The 23,587-nt window shown below is 55.0% G+C and carries 18 protein-coding genes and 1 tRNA gene; 3 read left to right on the top strand and 16 right to left on the bottom strand.

Annotation, left to right across the window (positions count from 1 at the left end):
- Positions 1–40: 40 nt before the first annotated feature.
- From L2W58_RS02865 to hrcA, 12 genes are all read right to left on the bottom strand, one after another.
- Positions 41–1,183: an ABC transporter substrate-binding protein gene (locus L2W58_RS02865; RefSeq protein ID WP_236101506.1), complete on the bottom strand. Its 1,143-nt coding sequence runs from the start codon at positions 1,181–1,183 to the stop codon at positions 41–43.
- 133 nt (positions 1,184–1,316) lie between these two features.
- Positions 1,317–1,784, bottom strand: coding sequence for a transcriptional regulator NrdR (gene nrdR, locus L2W58_RS02860; protein ID WP_236101505.1), 468 nt, complete (start codon positions 1,782–1,784; stop codon positions 1,317–1,319).
- A gap of 57 nt (positions 1,785–1,841) precedes the next feature.
- Positions 1,842–2,021 carry a 30S ribosomal protein S21 gene (gene rpsU, locus L2W58_RS02855; RefSeq protein ID WP_005658780.1) on the bottom strand — a complete coding sequence of 60 codons (180 nt, stop codon included), beginning with the start codon at positions 2,019–2,021 and terminating at the stop codon, positions 1,842–1,844.
- A gap of 31 nt (positions 2,022–2,052) precedes the next feature.
- Positions 2,053–2,400 carry an HIT domain-containing protein gene (locus tag L2W58_RS02850; RefSeq protein WP_338033055.1) on the bottom strand — a complete coding sequence of 116 codons (348 nt, stop codon included), beginning with the start codon at positions 2,398–2,400 and terminating at the stop codon, positions 2,053–2,055.
- A gap of 62 nt (positions 2,401–2,462) precedes the next feature.
- A complete protein-coding gene (locus L2W58_RS02845; protein WP_236101504.1) occupies positions 2,463–3,488 on the bottom strand; it encodes a J domain-containing protein in 1,026 nt (341 codons plus the stop codon).
- Positions 3,485–5,056, bottom strand: a complete 1,572-nt coding sequence (locus L2W58_RS02840) for an Hsp70 family protein (protein WP_236101503.1) — start codon at positions 5,054–5,056, stop codon at positions 3,485–3,487. Before L2W58_RS02840 ends, L2W58_RS02845 begins: the two co-directional genes overlap by 4 nt.
- Positions 5,053–6,351: a tRNA (N(6)-L-threonylcarbamoyladenosine(37)-C(2))-methylthiotransferase MtaB gene (gene mtaB, locus L2W58_RS02835; RefSeq protein ID WP_236101502.1), complete on the bottom strand. Its 1,299-nt coding sequence runs from the start codon at positions 6,349–6,351 to the stop codon at positions 5,053–5,055. The genes L2W58_RS02840 and mtaB overlap by 4 nt, the downstream gene beginning before the upstream one ends.
- Positions 6,348–7,214, bottom strand: a complete 867-nt coding sequence (locus tag L2W58_RS02830) for a 50S ribosomal protein L11 methyltransferase (RefSeq protein ID WP_236101501.1) — start codon at positions 7,212–7,214, stop codon at positions 6,348–6,350. Before L2W58_RS02830 ends, mtaB begins: the two co-directional genes overlap by 4 nt.
- Before the next feature lie 136 nt (positions 7,215–7,350).
- On the bottom strand, positions 7,351–8,484 hold the full coding sequence (gene dnaJ / locus L2W58_RS02825) for a molecular chaperone DnaJ (RefSeq protein WP_236101500.1): 1,134 nt from the start codon (positions 8,482–8,484) through the stop codon (positions 7,351–7,353).
- Between the two features lie 19 nt (positions 8,485–8,503).
- Positions 8,504–10,321: a molecular chaperone DnaK gene (dnaK, locus tag L2W58_RS02820; RefSeq protein ID WP_236101499.1), complete on the bottom strand. Its 1,818-nt coding sequence runs from the start codon at positions 10,319–10,321 to the stop codon at positions 8,504–8,506.
- 50 nt (positions 10,322–10,371) lie between these two features.
- Positions 10,372–10,941 (bottom strand): nucleotide exchange factor GrpE, encoded by a 570-nt coding sequence (locus L2W58_RS02815; RefSeq protein WP_236101498.1) that lies wholly within the window; start codon positions 10,939–10,941, stop codon positions 10,372–10,374.
- Positions 10,942–10,946: 5 nt separating this feature from the next.
- A complete protein-coding gene (hrcA, locus tag L2W58_RS02810) occupies positions 10,947–11,984 on the bottom strand; it encodes a heat-inducible transcriptional repressor HrcA (protein WP_236101497.1) in 1,038 nt (345 codons plus the stop codon).
- 180 nt (positions 11,985–12,164) lie between these two features.
- Here hrcA and L2W58_RS02805 point away from each other — a divergent pair, with 180 nt between their 5' ends.
- Complete coding sequence (locus L2W58_RS02805; protein ID WP_236101496.1) at positions 12,165–12,803, top strand: histidine phosphatase family protein; 639 nt, start codon at positions 12,165–12,167, stop codon at positions 12,801–12,803.
- A 1-nt stretch (position 12,804) separates the two neighbouring features.
- Entirely contained in the window at positions 12,805–14,412 is a 1,608-nt protein-coding gene (locus L2W58_RS02800; protein ID WP_236101495.1) for a cation:proton antiporter, read from the top strand.
- A 79-nt stretch (positions 14,413–14,491) separates the two neighbouring features.
- Here L2W58_RS02800 and L2W58_RS02795 read toward each other — a convergent pair whose 3' ends face one another.
- Both L2W58_RS02795 and L2W58_RS02790 read right to left on the bottom strand, forming a co-directional pair.
- The gene (locus L2W58_RS02795) at positions 14,492–16,120 is read right to left on the bottom strand and encodes a carbon starvation CstA family protein (protein ID WP_236101494.1); all 1,629 of its coding nucleotides are present in this window, start codon (positions 16,118–16,120) and stop codon (positions 14,492–14,494) included.
- Between the two features lie 46 nt (positions 16,121–16,166).
- Positions 16,167–16,625, bottom strand: coding sequence for a hypothetical protein (locus L2W58_RS02790; protein ID WP_236101493.1), 459 nt, complete (start codon positions 16,623–16,625; stop codon positions 16,167–16,169).
- Between the two features lie 238 nt (positions 16,626–16,863).
- Between L2W58_RS02790 and L2W58_RS02785 the strand changes: the two genes are divergently transcribed.
- Positions 16,864–16,938: transfer RNA gene (locus L2W58_RS02785), tRNA-Val, on the top strand.
- Between the two features lie 57 nt (positions 16,939–16,995).
- Here the strand turns inward: L2W58_RS02785 and L2W58_RS02780 are convergent.
- Both L2W58_RS02780 and L2W58_RS02775 read right to left on the bottom strand, forming a co-directional pair.
- Positions 16,996–17,535 (bottom strand): GNAT family N-acetyltransferase, encoded by a 540-nt coding sequence (locus L2W58_RS02780; protein ID WP_236101492.1) that lies wholly within the window; start codon positions 17,533–17,535, stop codon positions 16,996–16,998.
- A gap of 34 nt (positions 17,536–17,569) precedes the next feature.
- Positions 17,570–23,410 carry a flagellin N-terminal helical domain-containing protein gene (locus L2W58_RS02775; protein ID WP_236101491.1) on the bottom strand — a complete coding sequence of 1,947 codons (5,841 nt, stop codon included), beginning with the start codon at positions 23,408–23,410 and terminating at the stop codon, positions 17,570–17,572.
- Positions 23,411–23,587 lie beyond the last annotated feature (177 nt).

The raw sequence follows: 23,587 nt of genomic DNA, 5'->3' as shown, positions 1-23,587 counted from the left end.
GGGAGACTGGGCTCCCCCCTGGGTCTTTATCTAACGGAGACTACATCTCCGGCTGAACGGAAGCGGTGTAGACCTGAGCTCCACTCACGATGACCTTAATTCCGACAGGTTTCTCCGCGTCGTGGGTCTCGTTGATCGTGGTGGATCCGGTAACTCCGGGCCAGTTCTTGGCACTGGCGAAAGCCTCGGTGATCTTCTCGGGATCGGCACTGTTCGCCCTCTTGATGGCGTCTATGACGAACATATAGCAATCATATCCAAGAGCCGAGTTGGCGTTGGGCTCGGCCATGTCGGTTCCGGCGTACTTCTCCCTCCAGAGCTTGGTGAAGGTCTCGGCCTCTTTGGTCATGTCGGGCATCTCGGGGGCATAGGGGAAGGTGGTGTAGGAGAATCCCTCGGCGGCGTCTCCGCCGATCTTGACCAGATCGGGATTGTCCATAGCGTCTCCGCCCATGATGTAGAAGCCGGCTCCAAGCTCCCTGGCCTGCTTCATGATGATGGCCCCCTCGGCGAAGTAGGAGGGAATGTAGAGGAAGTCGGCTCCTTTGGAAATGGCATCGGTCAACTGGGCCGTGAAATCCTGGTCACCGGACTGATACTTGTAGGTTCCGGCTATATTTCCACCCATCTTGACGAAAGCCTTCTTGAAAAAGTTCCCGAGTCCTACCGAGTAGTCCTGGGCTACGTCCAGAAGCAAGGCGGCGTTTCTGGCCTCGAGATCGTTATAGGCGTAGGTGGCCGCGGCGGCTCCCTGGTAGGGATCGATAAAACACATACGGAAATAATATTTCTTGCCCTGAGTCACTAGGGGGTTGGTGGCGGAGTCGGTGATGCAGGGGATTCCGGACTTCTCCGCGACCTCTCCTCCCGCCATGGATAGGGAAGAACCGTAGCTCCCTATTATGGCGACGACCTTCTCCTTGTCGATAAGTCGCTTGACAGCATTGGCCGCCTCGACCTTATCGGACTTGTTATCCACTATGAATAACTTGACAGGACGCCCGAGAACCTCTGGAGCCTGCTCGTGGGCCAGCTTGATACCCTCTACGGTCAATTGACCGCCGAAGGCGTTCTGTCCCGTCATGGGCTCGTAGACACCTATGCGGATTTCGTCCGCAGCGAAGGCGGACCCTACAAGGATGAAGACCAACAATACCGCTGAAAAAACCTTGAGTGCTTTCAACTTAGAAGTCCCTCCCTACTGAGATATTGTGTGAACAGTACGAATCTATTATATACTAGGAGCCCTACAAAAACAAAACCCCCGATCTAGTTTAAAGATCGGGGGTCTGAAGTTTTTAGAGACACATCTAATATTATATATTTCGCTTCCTATCCAGAATATCGGATATCTCCCTCTGAAAACTGGCCAAGTCTGAGAATTCCCTGTAGACCGAGGCGAAACGGACGTAAGCGACCTTATCAAGTTCGGCCAGCTCCTCCATGACAAGTTCTCCGATTATTGAACTAGGTATCTCGCCGGCTCCGGCGGCCAAAAGCCCGTCCTCCACCTTGCAGACGACCTCCTCCATTTTTTCCAGGGAAATCGAGCGCTTCTCGCAGGCTTTCCTCACTCCGCGAAAGATCTTCTCCCTGTCGAAGGCCTCCCTACGACCGTCTTTTTTGGAGATCCATATGACCTTTTTCTCCTCGACTCTCTCGTAGGTGGTAAACCTGGAGGAACACTGAGGACATTCTCTTCTGCGCCTCACGATACGCCCTTCGTCGGCGGTCCTGGTCTCTATAACCCTGGTCTCCGAAGCCTTGCATTTAGGACATCTCACGGTCATTCCTCCTCGAAAAGAGGGCCCGGAAAGGATCTCCGGGCCCTCTGGCGATTCTTACTTTCTACGGCGTTTCTTGGCCAATTCCTGGCGCTTACGCTTCTTGGCCTCGCTGGGTTTTTCGTAATGCTCCCTCTGGCGAGCCTCCCTAAGGACTCCCGTCTTGGAGACGTCCCTCTTAAACCGCCTGAGGGCGTCCTCAAGGGACTCGTTGTCACGTCGTACAATCGTCGTCATATCCGTTCCCTCCTTTCTTCTCCACCGACGCCTATCCCGGAGGCCATCCCATTGGACGACCAGACAGCAGGTGGACGTGAAGGTGGGGGACTGTCTGACCGGCATCCTCGCCGCAATTGACGACGAGCCGGTATCCTGAATCCGGAGAGATTCGGTTAACGACTTCCCGGACCGCAGCCATGATGGAAATCCAGAGGGTCGGGTCCTCCACTTGATCGACAGAAGGCACGTGCTCCTTCGGAACGATCAGGACATGACGGGGGGCTTGGGGGGATATATCCCAGAAAGCGAGACAACGATCGTTTTCACAGACGACCTCCGCCTTCGATTCTCCTGCTACTATCGCACAAAAGGGACAATCATGACCCAAAGACCTCACCTCTCGCCTCTCTGACTCGTCTCGTCGATCGAACGAACAGATCGAAAGAACTAAAGATCATTTTATACTACTGTGCTCCGACATACAATAGCACGAGACCAAGCTTTTACCGCAGGAGAAGGGGAATTTTGGGAAATTTCCTCTATTCGGGGCAGAAACCCCCTGGGACACCCTCTCCGATATAGCTGTCTGAGCAAGGGGATCAATAGATCCTCCTGATCCCTCTCCAAAAGCGAAGACACCCGAGACTCAGAAAGAAAGGACTGATCCTGCGGCCAGTGAGAGACGAGCAATCCAGCTACCTGAGAGGAGACCGGGTCCTGAAGTCCAACGTATATCGCGGGGCCACCGGGAAGAGCTCTCAGCCATCGAAGGTATTTCCGCGCCGTTCCCAACGTCATATCCCCAAAATGAGGAGCCGCCGCCATTGCCAGCCTCAGAGAACTCATAGGATCGGAAATGGAGACGACAACATCGACACCGTCCTCGACCAGGCCATAGAGGGAGATGCTCTCCTCCAGTGCTGTCAGGACCTCCTGAGAGGACAGAGAGTCCTTCAACCCCTGGAGAGCCAGTCCTCTGACCTCGGGCAAGGCACTCTTAAGTCTTCTAAGCAACCTCTGTCTTTCCGATACTCCCCCCGATCTGTCGACCCTGGTGAGCAACGAATCTATCTGGATCTCCGTCCCTGATAGTATGTCATCTATCTTTTTAGCTCTCCTCAGCCGATCTTCCCTGATAAGGCGTTCCTTTTTTTCCCTCTTTTCCCGTCTTTTTCTGGAGATATCGCCGACGGTCCTCGAAACCCAGGAAGAAGCCCTCACCAGGGGATCCATAAACTTCCTGAAATCCACTGCCTTCCCTCTATCCGCCGGATCCTCTTTGAAGGTCCCTTCGGAACGGAACATATCCCTGAGAACCATGTAGGCCTCGGAGATCCGCTCGAAATCGCCCTCTTCTACGCCTTTTCCTACGTCCGGGTGAGTACGACGGGCGAGCTTTCTAAAAGCCGACTTGACCTCCGACCAGGGAGCCCCGGCAGGAAGCCCAAGCACGGAGTAACACTCGCTGGCTGTAAGCCTCGTCATCCCATGATCACATCCTCCAAGGCCGAGGTCATCCTGGCCAACTCGCCAATGCCGTCCTCGTATAAAAGGGGCTCCAAGTCACGCATCAGGGAGACCTTTCGGAAAACCTCGTTTATCTTATCCTGCTGTGCTGACGACAATCCGGGAGAGAGTCTGGCGATGCGCATCTCCAGAGAGCTTAAGGAGAGCTTATCGTCGCCTTTGCGAGAGGTCACCCCCAACTCCATCGGGACGATATGGATGGAATCGCCGAACTCCCTGGAGAGGACCACGTTCAAAAGCCCCCCCGAATCTATGCGGAAGTTCAGATCCACCCTCTCGCCCTCCTTCATGTCCCTGAGATCCAGCCGGGCTATCTCCCTGCATCTTCTCTTGGAAAGATGGTCACCCTGATACAGTCTGATTCGAAAGTCTCCGTCGGAAACGCTGAGGAAGGCCCGATCGGCCCTGGCTGGAAGGGGATGTCCCTTGCCGAGAATGGGGACAGGGGTACCGTCGAAGGCGATAACGCCGAGACTCTCGGAAAGGACGTCCAACAGAAGACGCTTCTCCCCGTTGACCCCGTACATGGCAGCACCTAGTGCCACCGCCTCGTCGGGACAACGGCCCATCCTCACCGGTATGGTTATCTCCTCCGACAAGATACGCCTGAGAACCGGGATGCGGCTGCTCCCTCCCACCATAACTACGCTCTGAGGTTCGTGCCGACGGCAAAGCAGCACCGCCAGGTCGATCGCCTTTCTTATCAAGGGCATGAACAAGCGCTCCAGGTCCACCCTGGACAGGGACAGCTCCCTTTGGCCCCCAACCAGAGGGATAGGCGGATTCCAGGTCAGTTTTTCCCTGAAGGACAGCTCACATTTCAGCCTTTCCGCCTCCTCCAAGAGAAGACCGTATATGGGTTCGTCCTCCTCGAAAGAGATCCCCAGTCTCTCGGCCAAATACCGTACGAGAACCTTATCCAACTCGACCCCTCCGACGGAGGAATCACCCAGGCTCTCCAAGACCTGCCAGGTGTCTCCGTCTCTCTCCACCACGGACAGATCTACGGTTCCCCCTCCGAAGTCGAAGACCAGTATCCTCCCGGAACTCTCGCAGAACAGGGCAGCCGCGGTAGGCTCGTTCAATATGCGGATCTCCTCGAATCCCGCCTCTCTGGCGGCACGAGCGGCGGCGGAGCGCTCGAGAAAACTGAACTGAGCAGGTACGGTCAGCACGCAGTCGGTCACAACGTGACCTAAGAAAGCCTCGCAGTCCTCCCTTATCTCAGCGATAAGGGGAACCAGCATCTCCTGGGCAGAGCGGTTCCGGCCACCTACGGAGGGATACCAGTCGGAGCCGAGATGCCGCTTGACATCCCACCAACAACGACGATCCGGCCGGGAGACCATACGCCGTGCCTCCTCCCCCACCAGCCATTTCCCACGGTCGAAACACACCACCGAGGGGGTCTTGATCTCTCCCCATCGGTTAGGAATCAAGACGGCACCTTCCAGGTCTCTATATACCGCCGCAAGGGCATAGCGAGTTCCCAGGTCTATTCCCAATACGATGCTCCCGGATCTCACGGAAAGATCACCTCTCCTCGGAGCTCTCCATCGGCCATACCAGTGATCCTGCACCGAACTATATCATCTACCTCCCCGTATCCCAGGGCGGACAACCTTATGAAATGGGACGTATAGCCCGAGATCCTACCCTCGGAGACCTCCTCCACCAACAGAGACTCCTCCCTGCCTATCCAGCGGGATACGTAACGGCCTAGCAGTTCCCTGCCTTTTTCTATCACCGTTTTGCATCTTTCCTCTGCGATCGATCTGGGAGGTCTGTCCTGCAAAGAGGCCGCCTTCGTTCCCTTCCTGGGAGAATAGGGGAAGCTGTGGATACGCCCTATACCGCCCAGGTCCAGAACCGATAGGGTGTTGGCAAAGGCTCGATCGTCCTCTCCGGGGAAACCCACCAGAATATCCGTCGATATGTGGACATCCTCTCCCATGGCGGACCTTATTCTGTCTAGCAGACTCAGGTATTCACCTGCTGTGTGCCCTCTTCCCATGGCGTTTAGGACCCTATCGTCCCCGCTCTGGAGGGGCAGATGGAGATGAGGACAGAAGGATTCGATCTCGGCCATGGCGTCCAACAGGTCGTCTCCCACGGAAAATGGCTCGAGAGATCCGAAACGGATACGTTTAACCCCGTCTATCGCTCCGACCGCTCTCAGCAGATCCGCCAGCCCTGGACCTCCTTCCCTGCCATAAAGGCCGAGATGAACCCCGGTCAGGACGATCTCCGGACATCCGGATCCGACCACCGATCGGACCTCCCTTTCCAGATCGTCCAGAGGACGACTTACGGGCCTCCCCCTCAAGAATGGGATTATGCAGTAACTGCAAAAGTGATCACAGCCATCCTGAACCTTCAGGAACGCCCTTGTAGTCAAGCTGGGCCTGTCAAGAAAGAGAGACTCCCAACGAGACGAGGTTGCGACCGTCTCCATGATTCCATGGGGAACTCCGCCTCTCAAGGTCTCCATCACCAAAGGAACGACCTCGTCCTTTCTCCTGTTCCCCACCAGCAGATCCACCCCAAGAGCCTTTGCCTCATCGTCCGAGATTCCCTGGGCCCAGCAGCCGGTGGCAACGACCAGTCCTTCCGGAGAAGCCCGCCTGAACCTCCGGACGATCTGTCTCGATTTTCTGTCCGCCTCGGCCGTTACGGAGCAGGACACCAGCACGGCGGCATCCCAATCGTTTCCTTCCGTGATACTGCATCCCGCTCTCGTGAAGGCCGAGGCTATGGCATCGGCCTCGTAGAGGTTCGTCCGACAGCCCAGTGCCTTTATTCGAACGGAAAAAGCCGTCACCTCTTCTTCACCGCCAACCCCAGCCAGTCGTCGCTGGAGACCTCCTCGACAACAGTCAGCCCCGAACGGGACAAAGCGGATACGAAGGTATCCCTCTCCCTGACAGTAAGCCCCGAGAATATGGCGATCCCGGCATCGCCTATCGCCTCCGGAACCTGAGGGACCATCTTGAGCAGAGGTTCAAGAAGGATATTGGCGACGAGCAGGTCCACCACCTTATCGAAACCGTTTAGCAGATCGCCTTCCTCCACGTAAACCGGCACGTCGCCGAGATCGTTAAGTTCGAGGTTGGAGCGAACTTCATCCATGACGGCAGGATCGAGATCTCTGGCGTAAACAACCCCGGCTCCCAGCTTGGCCGCCGCGATGGAAAGTATGCCAGAACCGCAGCCGATATCGGCCACAGCGGCCTCGTGGGAGAGGTATTTCTCCATCAGTGACAGAACGTTCTGGGTACTCTCGTGATAGCCGGTTCCGAAGGCGCTTCCGGGGTTTATGTACAGAGGTATCCTTCCCTCCGGCTCCTTGCCCCTGTGCCAGGGAGCCAGTACGACGAACCTCTCCCCTATGTTGAGAGGGGGGAACGCCTCCAGCGAGAGGGCGTGCCACTGACGGTTCTCCAGTCTTCCCATATCGTAGACGGAGACCTCGGGCCACTCGGACATCAAGGGAGTCAACTGTTCCATCCAGTGTCCCAGATCGTAGTTACTCCTGTAATAGGCTCGAAGCTCGACGGCAGAAGGTTTATCGTCCTCTTCCGATCCGATACAGCCGGAGGCCTCGGCAAGAGATTGAAGAACCTCTCCCTGCCCAGCAGGTCCTTTCAGGGTTATATACCACCAGTAGCTATCGGTCTCAGTCATAAAAATCCCTCCGCAGTGCCTCTGGAACGGCCAGGCTCCGTCAGCCACAAGATCAGTGCCCTTCGGCACCGTCGCCATCTATTATAACAAGAGCGCCAAAAAAAACGAGGAGGGATATCCTCCTCGTTAGAACAGGCTAACTGAATAGCCCTTTCAATTTTTCGAAAACGCCTCCGCCGTCGGTCTCGACATCGACTTCCATCTCCGATGCAAGAGCCTCTATCAGACCTCTCTGGCGATCGGTGAGTTTCTTCGGAACCTCCACGGTCGTGTGGAGGAAGAGGTCCCCTCTTCTGGATGTATTACGAAGGCTGGGCATACCGCAACCCCTTACCCTCAACACCTCTCCTGGCTCCGTTCCGGGGAAGACCGTAACTTTTTTATCTCCGTCTATCAAGGTCGAGACGGTAACGTCTCCTCCCAAAGCCGCAAGGGGGAAGGGCAGAGGAAGCCTGCGATGAAGGTCCATTCCGTCACGCTCAAAATCCTCGTGAGGCAGGACGTCTATCACCAGATACAGATCTCCGGGGGGACCACCGTTCTGACCGGCCTCCCCGGAACCGGGGACCCTGAGCCTCGTGCCTCTGTCCACCCCGGCCTGGACGTTGACCTTTAGATCCCTCTTTTTACGGACACGGCCCTGACCGCCGCACTCGTGGCATTTTTTCTCGAAGACCTTGCCGGAACCGCCGCAGTCGGGACAGGTCCCCACGGTAACGGCCTGACCGAACAGGGTCTGGGTTTTCCTTCGGACCTGTCCAGATCCATGACAGGTCTCGCAGGTACGGACCTCCGACCCGGGCTCGGCTCCCTTTCCGTCGCAGTGGCTACAGGTCTCCCATCTGGGGATCGAGACATCCTTGGTGATTCCCAAGGCCGCCTCCTCCAGGGTGATCACAAGCTCCATCTCTAGGTCCGCCCCCCTTCTGGGACCGTCCCTGCGGGCTCCTCCTCTTCCGAAACCTCCGCCGAACATATTGTCGAAAAGGTCGCCGAAGATATCCCCCATTCCGCCCATGTCTCCGAAGGGATTGCCTCCCTCGCCTACGTGGCCGAATTGGTCGTACTGGGCCCTCTTCTTGGAGTCGCTGAGAACCTCGTAGGCCTCGCTGACCTCCTTGAACTTGGCCTCCGCCTCCGAGTTTCCCGGGTTGGCGTCGGGATGGTACTGCCTGACCAGACGGCGGTAGGCCTTCTTTATCTCATCCGCCGAGGCCTCCCGGGAGACGCCGAGGATCTCGTAGTAATCGCGTCCCGTTCCGGCCGCCATCTACTTCCTCTCCTCCGGACTATTCGGTGAACTCTGCGTCCACCGTCTCGTCCGAAGCTCCGGACGGTCCACCCTCGGCCTGCTGTCCCTCGCCGGGCTGTTCACCCGCCTGCTGGTAGAGCCTGGTGGAGAACTTCTGGACCTCTTCGTTGAGAGCTGAACAGGCCGACTCTATAGCGGAGGGATCCTCTCCCTCCAGGGCCTTCTTGACGTCGTCTATCTTGGACTGAATGGCCCCCTTTTCCTCGGCGGTTATCTTATCGCCTAGGTCGGAGATGAGTTTTTCGGTCCTGTAGACCAGGGTATCCGCCTCGTTCTTCGCCTCTATGTAAGCCTTTTTCTTGGCGTCGGCGCTCTCGTTGGCCTCAGCCTCTTTTTTCATCCTGTCGATGTCGTCCTTGCTGAGATTGGAGGACTGTATGGTTATGTGCTGTTCCTTGCCCGTTCCCTTGTCGGTGGCCTTGACGTTGAGTATGCCGTTGACGTCTATGTTGAAGGACACCTCCACCTGAGGAACACCTCTGGGAGAGGAGGGAATCCCGTCCAGGACGAAGGTTCCCAGAACCACGTTGTCCGCCGCCATAGATCTTTCCCCCTGAAGTACCTTTATCTCCACCTGGGTCTGCCCGTCCGCGGCGGTGGTGAATATCTGGCTCTTGGTCACGGGGATAGCGGTGTTCCTCTCTATTATCCTGGTGCAGACGCCACCTAAAGTCTCGATGCCGAGGGAAAGAGGGGTAACGTCGACGAGAACTATGTTCTTGTCCGAGTCGCCGCTCATGATCGATCCCTGAATGGCGGCACCGGCGGCGACGCACTCGTCGGGGTTTATCCCCTTGGTAGGATCCTTGTCGAGAAGCTCTTTTATCTTCCTCTGAACCATAGGCATCCTGGTGGAACCTCCGACAAGAAGGACCTTGTCTATGGACGCAGCGTCGAGATCGCTGTCTTCCAAAGCCCTCTTGACCGGCCCTACAACTCGAGACAGAAGATCGGAGGTTATCTCCTCGAACTTCGCCCTGGATAGAGAGAGCTCCATGTGTTTGGGCCCCGTCTCATTGGCAGTGATGAAGGGCAGCGATATGGAGGTCTCCGGCATGGAGGAAAGCTCTATCTTCGCCTTCTCCGCTGCCTCGCGAAGCCTCTGGAGGGCCATCTTGTCGGAGGAAAGGTCGATCCCCTCGGACTTCTTGAACTCGGCTACCATCCAGTCGACTACTGCCATATCCCAGTCGTCTCCTCCGAGCTGATTATCCCCGTGGGTTGCCAACACCTCGAACACGCCGTCTCCAACGTCAAGGACGGATACGTCGAAGGTTCCTCCCCCGAGATCAAACACCAGAAGCTTGGCCTCTCCCTGTTTGTTCATGCCATAGGCCAGGCTCGCGGCGGTGGGTTCGTTGATGATACGAAGCACCTCAAGACCGGCGATGGCTCCGGCATCCTTGGTGGCCTGTCTCTGAGCATCGGTGAAATAGGCAGGCACGGTTATGACCGCCTGCTTGACGTCCTCTCCAAGATACTCCTCGGCGTCCCTCTTCATCTTCTGAAGGATCATCGCGGAGATCTCCTGAGGGGTGTATTTTTTCCCTCCGGCGGAAACGGTGTAGTCGGTCCCCATATGCCTCTTGATGGACATCACCGTGTTGTCCGAGTTGACGATGGCCTGCCTCTTGGCGAGCTGACCGACCAGTCTCTCTCCCTCTTTGGTGAAAGCCACCACGGAAGGGGTGGTCCTGGCTCCCTCCGAGTTGGGGATGATCGTTACGTTGTCGCCTTCCTTAACCGCGATACAGCTGTTGGTCGTTCCCAGGTCTATTCCTACTACTTTTGCCATAACAAGTCACCTCTATCGATACTTGGAATTCCCCGTTTTCGGGGGCTTGTTTATCCTTTGTGGGATCCTACTCTTACCTTGGCGGGACGAATGACCTTTCCCGCCAGGACGTAACCGGTCTGAAACTCGTCCATAACAACCCCGTCCTGGTCCTCGTTCTCGACCTCCACCATTCCGATGGCCTCATGATACTGTGGAGAGAAGGGCTTCCCGACGGACTCTACTGTCTCGACACCCAACGCATCGAGGGCACTTAAGAACTGCTTGCGAACCATCCGGATACCCTCGACCACCGTGGCTAGATCGGATCCGTCCTTCACCTGAAGGACCCTGTCCAGATTGTCCAAAACGGGAAACATCTCGAGAGCGCTTCTCTCGCAGGCCAGTTCCTTGGTCCTGTTCATCTCCCGTTCCATCCTGGTGCGATAGTTGATGAGATCCGCCTGGGCTCTGGCGGCCAGCTCCTTGAATCGATCCCTATCCTCCTCCAGTTCCTCTATCCTGGATTCCAGATCGGTTATCTCGGTCGAAGGATCCTCGCCTTCCAGCTCAACCTCGCAGGCCGCCTCGTCATGAATCTCTCGGCTTTCCTCGTCATGAAGATCTTTAATCTCTTCCATGGCGGTCATTCCTCCTCCATATCGTCTATACCGAAATCATCGTCGCCAAGTCCGTCCAGGACGGCCTCTAAAACGGCGATGGAATGCTCGTAGTTCATCCTCATAGGTCCGATTAGCCCCACCACGGACCTGCCTGAACCGCTGTTGGCCGAAGCCATCACCACTGAGCAATCCCTCATGGGCTCGAGGGCATTTTCGTTTCCTATGATCACCCGGACTCCCTCATCGGTAGAACAGGCTTTGATCATGCCGACCAGCTCGCTCTCCTCCTCCACCAGAGCCAGAAGAGCCTGAAGCCTTCCGAGATCGGCAAAATCGGGAACGTTGAAAATCTGGCTCATTCCCCCGGTGCTCATGTGGTAGGACTCCTGAGCCAACATGGAGTCCAGCCGTTCCAAAGCCGACCGGCAGGCTCCCCAGTACTCCTCCAGCTGTGCCGATATATAACCGTAAAGAGCGTCTCTTACCTTGCTCCAGGATTTTCCCGACGCCGCCCTGTTTACAACCAGGGCAAGCTCGTCCAGCGCCTTCTGATCCAGGTCGCCTCCAAGGGCGATCCTCCTGTGGCGGATGGCTCCCCCCTCCAGGACCACCAGGAACAGGACCGATCCGTCCTCCAGACGGACGAAGTCCACTTTATGAAGTTTCTGTTCGTCCACGACGGTGATCGCAGCCACCCCGATATAGCTGGTGACCTGCCCCAGAAGACGGGACACCTTGGACAAAGCCGCCTCAACGCTGTTTCTCTGTCTCTTGACCGTCCTCACCCAGGATTCCAGTCCCGGAGGGGCCATCCTCCTTCTGTGCATTATCGAGTTCACGTAGATCCTATAGGAAGAGGGGGTCGGTATCCTTCCCGCCGAGGTATGGGGTTGAAATAGATACCCCATGTCCTCAAGGTCCGCCATCTCGTTTCTCACGGTAGCGGCGCTACATCCCTTGATGTACTTTTTGGATATAGTCCTGGATCCGACAGGCTCCCCAGTCGAGATATACTCGTACACGACGGATAGGACTATCTCCAGCTGGCGTTCCGTGAGCATGGCATCCCCTCCAAGGATACTAGCACTCTATGCAGGTGAGTGCTAATCGACGATTCACAAGCAGTAGAGTACCAACCCAACGCCTGATTGTCAATACTGGTCAGACTAAAACCACGTATTTTTACTCTAGGGCGACTATAATCTACGGGGATTAAAGACAATATCACTGGAGGGATATGTATGGACCACGAAAAAACCACTTTGATACTGGTCAGACACGGTGAATGCGACGGCAACAAAGAGGGCATGTTCAGAGGCAACAAGGACTTCCCTCTGAACTCCCGGGGGATGAAACAGGCAGAGGAGGTCGGCAAAGCCGTCGAGAACCTGACGATCGATCGCATCTACTCCAGCCCTCTTCTAAGGGCCAAACAGACAGCTCAAGCCATAGCGGGAAAGGTCGGCCTCCCCGTCGTGGAATGCCCCGAGATAAACAACATATCCCTTGGCTCATGGGAGGGCAGGAGAAAAGACGAGATAGCAGAGGAAGAGCCGGAGCTGTGGAACCTTTGGCTAAACGCTCCGGAGAAACTGATTTTTTCCGGTATGGAACCCCTCACGGACGTGATGAAAAGATCCAGGGCAAAGCTGGACAGCCTGGTAGATCTTCACAGAGGAAAAACCATAGTTCTGGTAAGCCACAGGACCGTTCTGAAACCCCTTGTCTCCTCATGTATAGGAATAGGCGATCCCTGGTTCTGGAAGCTCCACTTCGACACGGCTTCCATCTCCATGATGGTCCACGACGGCAGAGGCTACTCTCTGATGGCTTTGAACAGGACCGACCATCTGAGCGACTACGAATCGGAGTGGAACTGATGTGAGCGGAATCGCCGGCGACCTCAGTCTGGTAATACTGGCGGGGTTACTGGGAGGCTCGTTAGCAAGGTTCCTCCGTCAGCCCCTCATATTGGGATACATTGTGGCTGGGATCCTGATAGGCCCCTATACCGGAGGAGCCACGGTATCGGAAGTGGGCAACATCGAAAAACTGGCCGATATAGGTGCGACCTTGCTTTTGTTCTCCCTGGGGCTGGAGTTCTCTCTCAAAGACCTTCGCCCCATAGGCCGCATAGCCTTCGGGGGAACCCTTATACAGGTGGCCTTAACCATGGGGTACGTCACCTTCATCGCCGACGTCCAGGGATGGGGAGGTCAGGCCCTTTGGTTCGCCGCCGCCATGGTATCCTCCAGCACCGCCGTCATACTCAAGACCCTGACCTCCAGAGGATACGAGAGAACCCTTTCGGGAAGGATCATGCTGGGGATGTCCATAGTACAGGACCTCTGTGTGATTCCCATAATGATATTCCTCATTCACGGAAGTCAGGGTGGCGGATTGGCTCCTCTGGCAAAGTCCGCCGGATATGCAGCGGCCTTTCTGGCTACAATGGCGATCATGGGAACCAAGGCCGTCCCCTGGGCCCTTCGAAAAGTTTCCCAATGGGAATCTAGAGAACTCTTTTTGCTCTTCGTCATGGCCATGGGACTGGGAATCGGCACTCTCTCCGCGACCATAGGCCTCTCGTCTGCCTTCGGCGCCTTCGTAGCGGGAATCGTGCTGAGCGAATCGGACTACGGACACAAAGCCCTGTCGGAGCTGATCCCTCTTAGAGATCTTTTCGGACTTCTTTTCTTCGTCTCGGTAGGGATGCTTATGGACCCGTCTTTCCTTATCGATCATATTCAAACGGTCCTATTGCTTACCCTGGCCGTGACGATTGGAAAAGGCGCCATACTGAGCGGAATATCGTGGATAATGGGTTATCGCAGGGTGATCCCTCTGGCCTTGTTCCTGGGAATGCTACCTATATCGGAGATGGCCTTCGTCCTCATACAGACAGGCAACTCCATGGGCGTCCTGGGAGAGGAGGTATACTCGCTAACCCTGAACGTGGTCATACTCTCCATGCTGGGAGGATCGATCATATCGGGTTTCACCGACACCATATACAAAACGGTAAAACGTGGAATTCCCGAGGGCAAGATAACCGCGGTCAACCTGCCGAAGGAGCAATCGGGTCACATCGTCGTCACAGGAGGAGGAACCATCTCTCCCTACGTGGTGGACATATTAAGGAAAAACACAGACACCCCGATCGTCACGATAGAGCCCCAATATCGAACGTTCGAGTCTATGAAGAAAAAAGGTCTCTCTCTGATCTACGGGGACCCCTCTATGGTATCGATCCTCGAGGTCTCCAAACTGGATAAGGCTTCTCTTCTCATAGTGGCATCCGAGGATCCCAGGACGGCCAGAACCGTGGTGGAGACGGCGAGAAAGCTGTCTCCCAACCTCCCGATAGTGGCCAGAGGAGAGGACGATCTGGAGGTTGAGAAGCTGATCTCCCTGGGAGCCACCAAGGCCGTTCTCTCCAGACGAGAGGCAGCCATGGCGATGGTCAGAATGGGGCAGGAGATAACATAACAAAAGCCTACCACCCTTAAAAAGCGCGACGCCGCCACTTAAGTGACGGCGTCGCGCTTTTTAGTCAGTGAAGCTAACTTTATTCCGATTTAAGCGCCTTAAAGGCCTCTACCACCAGCAACACCGCCAGGAGGAAGAGTATCGACGCCACCCCGGCAAGGAGATAGTTGGGCTGTGCCAATCCAAGCCATCCCTTGATGAGGATGAAGAGGGCCATCATGGTGGTGACAAGCATGAACCAGAAGGGGGCCATAAGGAAATTGGCGTTCTTCTTCAGTCCTCTTACCACCCAGACGCCGATGGAGAGCAGGGCCAGAGCCGCAACCATCTGGTTGGCCGCTCCGAAGATGGGCCATATAGCCTTCCAGGCCGGAATGGGGTTGCCTGCCGCATCGTGGGTCTTGACCATCACGAGGGCCAGAGCCGCTACCACAGCTATTATGGTGGCGACGTACTTGTTGATCTTCATCCCGGAAAGCTCCTGGATCTGATAACGGGCCAGACGGGTTGCCGTATCCAGAGAGGTAAGCAGGAAGCTGTTTATGGCGATAGCACCGAGACGGGTTCCGAGAACCGGATCGATCCCCACCAAAGAGGCGAACTTACCGAAGCCCTCGGCGAAGGTGACCACCGGGCCGCCCTTCACTATGGAACCGGCTACCATAAGAGTTCCGATGGCGATACAGGCGACCAGGCCCTCCATGAGCATGGAGCCGTATCCCACCACGACGGCGTCGGTCTCCTTACGAAGCTGTTTGGAGGTGGTTCCGCTTCCGACCAGAGAGTGGAAGCCGGAGATAGCTCCGCAGGCCACTATGACGAACATCATGGGCCACATGGGCTGTCCCTTTATGCCGAAGTAATCGACGCCGGACTTCATCATCGGGATCGCACCGCTGTCGAACTTGCTGCCCAAAAGCATACCGACGGCGCCGATTATAACCGCGAAATACAGGAAATAGGAAGCAAGATAGTCTCTGGGCTGGAGCAGAAGCCAAACCGGCAGAACCGAGGCTGCCAGGATATAGAGAGCGAGAATGTAGTTCCAGGTCGTATTGGGAAGCTTGAACATCTCCACTATGGTCTGACTGTCCGAACCCTTGACACATGCCACCGCAACGATAGCCAACATGACCACGGTCACCATCCAAAGAGGTGCGTGGAACTTGTAGATGAGCATACCTGAGATAACGGCCATGGCTATGTAGAGGCATCCAACAAAAGCTACTATAGGATCGGCTGCGAAGGTGTTGGCCGAGAGAACCAGGAAAACCGCTACGACCAGGATGAGGGCCAGGATGGTGAACCAGAGGAAGAGGACCTTCCCCTTATGGCCTATCCAGCGCTCGACGACCTCTCCAACCGACTTACCGTCGTGGCGCATGGAGGAGACCAACGCTCCCATATCGTGAGGTCCACCGAGGAAGGTAGATCCGATGATGCACCATATAAGGGTCGGAAGCCATCCGAACATGGAAGCCGCAACTATGGGACCGGTTATGGGACCGGCACCTGCGATGGAGGCGAAGTGGTGTCCCAGAAGAACCGCCGGATGGGCCGGACAATAGTCGATACCGTCGAACATGCACTCCGCAGGAGTCTTGTTATCGTCGTTAAGGTCGTAGACCTTGGCCATGAAAGACCCGTAAACTCTGTAACCCATTACAAAAACAACAGCTGACACTATGAACATAAACGCAAAATTCATTGTCACACCCCCACTATCCAAATAAGTATAAACCTAAAAAATGACGTCACACGGCAAAAGAATCGTTTCCCTGCAACTCACCTCCTTCTTCGACGTCCTGATTCACCAACTCCCACGCCTTATCGACCAAAGGCGTGAGATCCTTTATCTTCCTGTATCCCTCTCCCATGGGAGAATAACGATAGGTCTCCAGATATCCCCTAAATCCCATGGAGAAAGCCTTGATCTTTTTCTCGAAACGATCCTCGGCGGAGACGAACAGAACCCTCTGTATCATAACGTCCTTTATAGGCATCCAGCTTGATCTAACAAGATCCATAGACTTTTCGTCGTATTTCCAGAGGATGTAATCGTCGGCATAGTAACGAGCCACCTCACCCATCAATCCAGCCTTTATAAAGGCGACCCTTCTATATACCCCAGACAGCCCGTCGCAGGACCAAGGCTCGAATCGCCAGCAATCCCACACATCGGAGGCTTCGGCCAAAACTGAGAGATCAACCATCCCATTCACCCCTCTCAAGCTGCACATTTTATACATCATACACACGTTACAGGTGAACTATATCACCATCCCGCTGTTTCATCAAAGCGAAAAAGATATACTTTTCTTACGTTCCAAGTATACGACTCAAATGCTTCACAGTGAAGCGTAAAAGATGGATACAAACGCCGGAGAAGACTTTTTACGAGGGGTTGATTTATCGGAGCTTGGGTTATATAATGCAACTCGTCATGCTATTGGGCGGCTAGCTCAGCGGAAGAGCACTTCCCTCACACGGAAGGGGTCACTGGTTCGAACCCAGTGTCGCCCACCAACAACAGCAAGGGCTCCGGCGAAATCGCCGGAGCCCTTTTTCAAATTGAATTACCATCTACCATCCACCGTTAGGACGCCATGTGGCTATCAACCGCTGAGACAGGTTCAAAGAGAACGAATTATCGAGTCCGTAGAGCATAACTACTCCGTCTACATCAGACACCGGGATAATCTCGCTCCCTTTTTTGAGCCCGAGTTCCCCACGCCAGACCCTCCACCCCATAGACCCGTACCATTCAGGAATAAAAGTAGACAGCCCCATAATATTCATACCCATAGACTTACAAACACGGCAAGATTCGGCCATAACGGCACGGCCATATCCCAATCCCTGTTTATTAGGACGGGTAGCAACGGCATCTATATATCCCGCCCTCATCGGAGAACGATCTCCAATCCAAAAAGTCCTCTCGGTAACCACGCAATGTGATGAGAGACCTCCCGAGTTATCGTGCAATATAACGTGAACTCCGGAGGTCCCCACAAAGTCGAATAATTCATCAAAAGGGCTTCCAAAGGCAAGGGAGCAAAGCTCTAGAATGTCTCCACGAATTTCGGAGGATAATTTGTCGGTCCTAAAAGTCGATATCTTCATAGAGAAGACGCCAAGTAGAATGAAAAAGACGACGTTAGCTCAAAAGCTTCAACACGTTCTCGTGGGTTTGGTTCGAGTGCGCCAAAACCGACATGCCCGACTGGACCAGTATATTAAGTTTTGTGAACTCCATCATTTCTTTCGCTAGGTCGGCGTCCACGATCCTTGATCTGGAGGCGGTCAGGTTCAAAGACGCCGTGTCCAGGTTGGTTATGGTGTGCTCCAGACGGTTTATCTGGGCTCCTATTATCGCTCTTTGAGACGAGACAGAATCGAGAGCGCTGTCCAACACCGTTATGCTCCTTGCTGCCTCTTCCCTGGTCCTCACGTCCAGACCGTCTATTCCAAGGGCTTCTGAGGACATATCTCCCAGATGAAGATCGACGTCCTCCCCCTCGTTGGCTCCTATCTGAAGGAAGGCAGAATTATCCGCCAGATGAACGTAATGCTCGAATACCGAGTTACGATCGCCCTCGAAGGTTCCCCTTCCATCGTTGTAGACCACCCGGTTCAACCCTATATCGCCTGATATATCCAGGGAGATGCCATCGGCTATCACAGCGGAGATTCTGTCGCCAGCCTGAACTTTCGTACCGCTGGAGACGGTCTTCCCGTTGTGAGCATCCGATACGGTCAATCGGAACTGCGCTTCCTCGGCCTCCTGTATTGTGGCAAAACCCAGAGCCTTCATCAGATCCTCGCTTCCGTAAAAATGAAGCTGTTTGTCCTTTCCGGATATCACCGAATGGGCCAAAAGAGTCGAGACCACCGACTCGTTCGCGCTCTCTCCTGGGACTTTGTTGACGAACTGGAGTATCTCGTTTTTATCCCTCTCGTCCATCAGGCCAGGACTATAGCCATAGGGCACCGTGTCATCCTCGTCCCTCAGCTGTCCGTCGTTTTGCATCATCAACTTCAACCATATCTGCTCGGAAATATCCTCCGCTAGCTTGCCGATCTCCGCCGTGGAGCCAAGAGACACGGATATCTCTCGATCATCCTGCCGAACGGTAAGGGATTCCATATTACCGTCTAGGATATACCTTCCGTTGGCATCGTAGAACTGAGCGATATCCTCGACACGACTGTAGTAATGGGCCTTACCGGCATCCATACCTTCCTCGTATATAACATCGAAGGACAACGCGTCATCGATGACATCGTCTCCGTCGGGATGATAATCATCGAACATCAGGGACAAGGTGCCATCCATCACCTGATTCTTATGGAAGTTACCCCCAGAAGGGTTAGCTATGTTGTTGGCCAGCTGGTATATCCCCAAATCTACCTTGGAATTATCCAACACTCCCTCGTCGAAGCGGAATGCGTGGGGCATATTGGTACCCCTGTTGTCGGAGAACAGGTCTATCTCATCTATATCGGGCTGAAGCGCCGGATCGGTCTGTTGGTCGTTCTCGCTAAAACCGTCCTCAAAGCCACTGGCAGTCAAGGATAGGGTGAATCTGTCCCCATCGGTCCAGTTCTCGAAATCCCCCAGGGTGAACTCATCGAAGAAGAGGCCTCCGAACTCTGAATCTCTGAAAAGAACCAACGGATTCGTTACCTCCGCAGGGATGATGGGGGGCTGAACGGAAGAGTCCTGGGCCGTGTTAGGCCCGCAGTTCATTCCGTATTCGTCCTCCTGTACGTACCACTCATTGCCCTCACGATCTATTACGTGTCCCTGTATTCTGAACTTCACGACCTGATTTTCCGTCTCTATGACGTCGAAGATCAGGGAACCGTTGTATTTGTTGTATTCCTCCGATCCGGCCTCGTTCAAAGGACCGTAGGTACCGTCAGACCTGGTACCGTAGACATAGTTTGAGTACCCCACTCCCCCGAGGAAACTCTTTATATCCTTGGTCTCGCCTTTTTCCATCTTCCCGAAATAACAACTGGTGACCAAGGCCCCGGCGGATGGCTTCGTGTCGCCCTGATAGTTTATCTCCGCCGTTATCCTATGAGAGCCACCATCGTCGTTTCCAGGCACGCCTACGGTACTCCCGGCGTTAAAACCCCCTGCCTCGGCCTGAAGGATGAGGGTACCGTTGTAGTATCCCAGTCCGGGGATATCGCTGCTACCGTTGAGAGGATCGATATAGTAGCCCAGGAGGTTCAGGTTCTTTCCGTTTTCAGCTCCGTCGGCCAGACGATATTGCGCCAGAGCCCCCCAGTTTCCGGGGCTATTCTGACGAAATGGGTCTCCGTCTATGGCGATGTTGGCAGTGGACTGAAAGTTTCCCGCGATGGCCGGTCCGGTGTTGACGGCATCCAATTTGGCCGCCGCCGCCACGTTTATGACGAACTTGTCCCCCGCTTTCAGATTGGCCGTGTCTATCTGAAGATCGGTGAAATGAACGCCGTGCAGAGTTATGTCAGCTCCGGCCGAGAGGCTAGCAAACTCCGCCGCTGTCAGCTCGTAGGCCACCGTGTCGGCGGTGGCAGGAAGCTCCGTGCCGTTTCGGTCGAACCCCTTTGCCCTCACCGATAACACGCCGTTATCGAACTCGAACATCATAGACGCATTGATGTCGTTCTGTCTGTAGACCTCGGCGCTGGATATCATGCTGGCCGGAGTTCCTCCGTTACCGAAATAATACGTACTGTCCCCGGCATAATAGGAATGAGAATACCAGGAATCGACACCGGCGGTGTTTCCCCAGTACGTACCAGCTCCAGATCTCTCCCCGTAGGTAAAAGATGTATTGCTGTCGACCGTTCCGAAATCGACGTTATGGGTCAGGCTGGCGGAACCTCCGATACCGGCGGCACTGCGGACCAACTGGTTTATGGCTATCGAACTGTTGTCTAAAACTCCGTCGTTGAACGAATATGTTATTCCGTTGGTCACACCCAAATTATTCCCTGCATCGGTGTAAAGACCATCGTAGAGACTAAGCCCCAGATTATCGCTGACACCGACTACTTCCGCCTTGGTGTAGGTCATCCAAGAATCGTTAGTAGCCAAATCCGAACCATGGATATCTCCGTCGTCTATGGAAAAACTATCGTAGGAAAACCCGGCGATACCCATGGCTGCTGTCACCGCTGCGGCGTTCTCAGCCGAGGTTCCGCTGCCGAAGCCACCCTCCCATATCGTCGCGGAGGCTGTACCGTTTACCCTCGATGCGTTGGAGGCCCTGTTCCCGTCCCATGTCATCTGAACTGTCATTCTATCGTGAGCCTGAAGGGTCTGGGAGTTGGCGACCGCTGCTCCACTGCTCTCGCTGGAGGACCATATAGGACCGGCTGACTCAAACAGTTTTCTGTTGGAGTCCACCACGTCACCTTGGTCGACTCCAGCCTGGGTCATCGATATCCTGCGTCGGTCGGCGCCTGTGGTGACGTTTGTTATGGACATACGCCCGTAATGCTGCGGAGCGGCGTGCTCCGGCTCGGTCAGCCAGGCGGTGGAGAATCTGGCGTCGCCGTCTATGGCGGCGTAGGCCTCCTCCATGTTCATGCCCGTAACAGCTATGGTCGACGTCCTATCGTAATCAAGGAAGTTTCCGTCGTCGTTGACGCCTCTGTCGGTGGTTATGGCTCCCCCCCATACCTCCGCCAATGAGCCGTCGGAACCGGCTGTTATGTCTATCTTGTATCCCGAATTTAAGCCGTTGGAGAGGCGAACCGTCCTGTTTTGAGCACCAGCCACGGTGGAGAACGGGTTCAGACCGTTGTTACCGCTCAGCACGTCGGAACCCAATGCCGTGTTGATCCCGGTATTCAGGGCCGAGACAATTCCTAGGGCATCTCGATCCCCGACGTTTATGACCACGTCGTGATTCACGTAGACCTTGTTACCGGTGTTGGCGAGAAGGTTGCCTCTGTTTATCGACATCGTACCTGGAGCGTAGTTGCCCGTGACTAGCTCGTTTATGGACGTCCCGTCCAGTACCACCCGATAGTTGGTGCCGTTCGCCATTGTGAGACCGTGGAGAGCTCCTGCCGTGGTGGTGGCTACGGTAAAGCCTCCACCTATGACGGCGTTTACCCCGTTTTGGAGGTTAGTGGCCATGGTACTCAGGTTATCTCCCGATGTCCCTATGGTCGTCGTCCTGCCGTCCCATACGCCGGTGGACGTGTGGCTTCCTCCTCCGTTTATGCCGGAGTCCAGGGACAGCTCTCCGGCAACGTTGCCCGCCGTGGTTACTGTGACGTCGTAGTTCTGGTGTCCTGTCACGACGACATTGCCCTGGACCGCTCCTCCTCCTGCAACCGCGGCGGAGAAGGCGCTGGATGGAGCTCCCGTTATGGTTGTCGCTATGTTAGACAGGGTCATATTGTTGAGGTTGCTCGTGAAGGTCCTGTTGTAGTCCCTGGCGGTTCCGTTGCGGATCGCACCGTTATTGATATTACCGTTAAGTCCCAGGCCATGGGTTCCGACCCCGTTTTCGGTCACGGTCAGAGCTCCTCCTGTGGAATTTTGTAGCCTTATGTACCTGGTATCTCCCGCTCCCTGGACCGACGCTGAAAATCCGGCTATCCCCGCTCCGTTGATCGCTCCCGCTATGCCGTCCATGTCCATGCCGCCGATGTTTACTATGGTTCCCCCTATGTCGAGGTTGGCTCCAGCGAGGGTCCTATAGTGGGAGGTAACGTTTATCGAATTTCCCGCCGTCGAGGTGTAGTAAGTTATTGTAGCGTCGGTATCGGTGCTGGACTGATAGTCCAGGTTGACCGTCATGGCGGCGTTTTGGTGTGTGACGTACCTCTCGGTCAGGTTTATGTCGCCCGCCATGAGGTCTCTACGGTCGGTGCCGGTGACGGCGTAATGAGTGAAGAGGTTCACCCCGTTGTTGGCGTTGGTTCCGACGGATACATCGCCAGCAGCACCCGATGCGTTTACCGTTCCTCCCCCGCTCAAATCGCTTCGGTAAACCTGAGAGGAGGAAGGCGTACCACCACCATTGGCCGTCACGGCGATCTCGGCGTCGAAGTTGGAACCGGCCGCCCGACTGCTCATGTTGACCCCCTCAACCACTCCGGCGGCGAGGGCCGCGTCGAAGTCGGCCATCATGGGGACCCTGTCGGATAGTCTGACATCGTAAGTGCCGGGAGAAACTATGTTTGGAGTAGGTGAAACCTCGAGAGATCCTCCGACGGTGGGGGGATCGGAGTTCGCATTTCCCACATAGTAGCGGATACCACCGAAAGGGTGTTCTCTAGTTTCCAAATTCCATATACCCTCGACCATGTTTAGTGCCGTCATACCGACGAGACCGGACCCCTCTGCGTTGTTGACCACGCTGGCCTCGTGAGTTCCGTGCTTAAGGTACATTATGTTGCTCTTTTGAATGTTCTCCATACCGTTCGAAACGGTGCTGAAGGTGAGCTTGTAGTTTCCAGCAGCGGACTTGACGTTGTTCATCACGTCCTTGGTAAGCAGGTTGTCGGATACTACCACGCTTATGTCCGACGTGGAGGTGCTCCACAGAGCCGCCATACTGCCGTTGAGAAGTTTTTTTCTGTTGAATTGGGTCTGGTTCGCTATATCGTTGACCTGCTGCACCAACTGCTCTATCTCGTCCTGAATGTGCCCCCTGTCTCCGGACGTGAGGACGTCGTTGGCCGCCTGGACCGACAGTTCCCTCATCCTCTGGATCATGGAATGGATCTCGTTCAGTCCGCCCTCGGCGGTCTGAAGCAACGATATTCCGTCCTGAGAGTTCATTGCGGCCCGATCCAGCCCCTTTATCTGAGCCCGCATCTTCTCCGAGATGGCCAGTCCCGCTGCGTCGTCGGAGGACGAGTTGATCCTCAGCCCCGTGGATAACCGTCTGGTGGTCTTTTCAAGACGGCCGTTGACCTTAGATAGCGCGTTGTGTGAAATCAAAGAAGCTATGTTCGAATAGATACGCAACCTCCACACCTCCATGCAAAAGGACACAAGACTTCCCTGTCTCGTAGAAAAATTATAAGACTAGATAAAACGGATACGATATATTTGTATCATCCCATCAGTTTTTCGACTACTTGAATAAGTCCTAAATGAATGGTCCGAAAGACCCTGAGAAAAAGGGAACTAAGAATAGATAACTACCCTCTA

The organism is Dethiosulfovibrio faecalis (assembly GCF_021568795.1).
In the GTDB taxonomy this organism is placed as follows: domain Bacteria; phylum Synergistota; class Synergistia; order Synergistales; family Dethiosulfovibrionaceae; genus Dethiosulfovibrio; species Dethiosulfovibrio faecalis.
The sequence above is the reverse complement of the archived record's forward strand: the minus strand, read 5'-3'. Positions and strand labels throughout refer to the sequence as shown.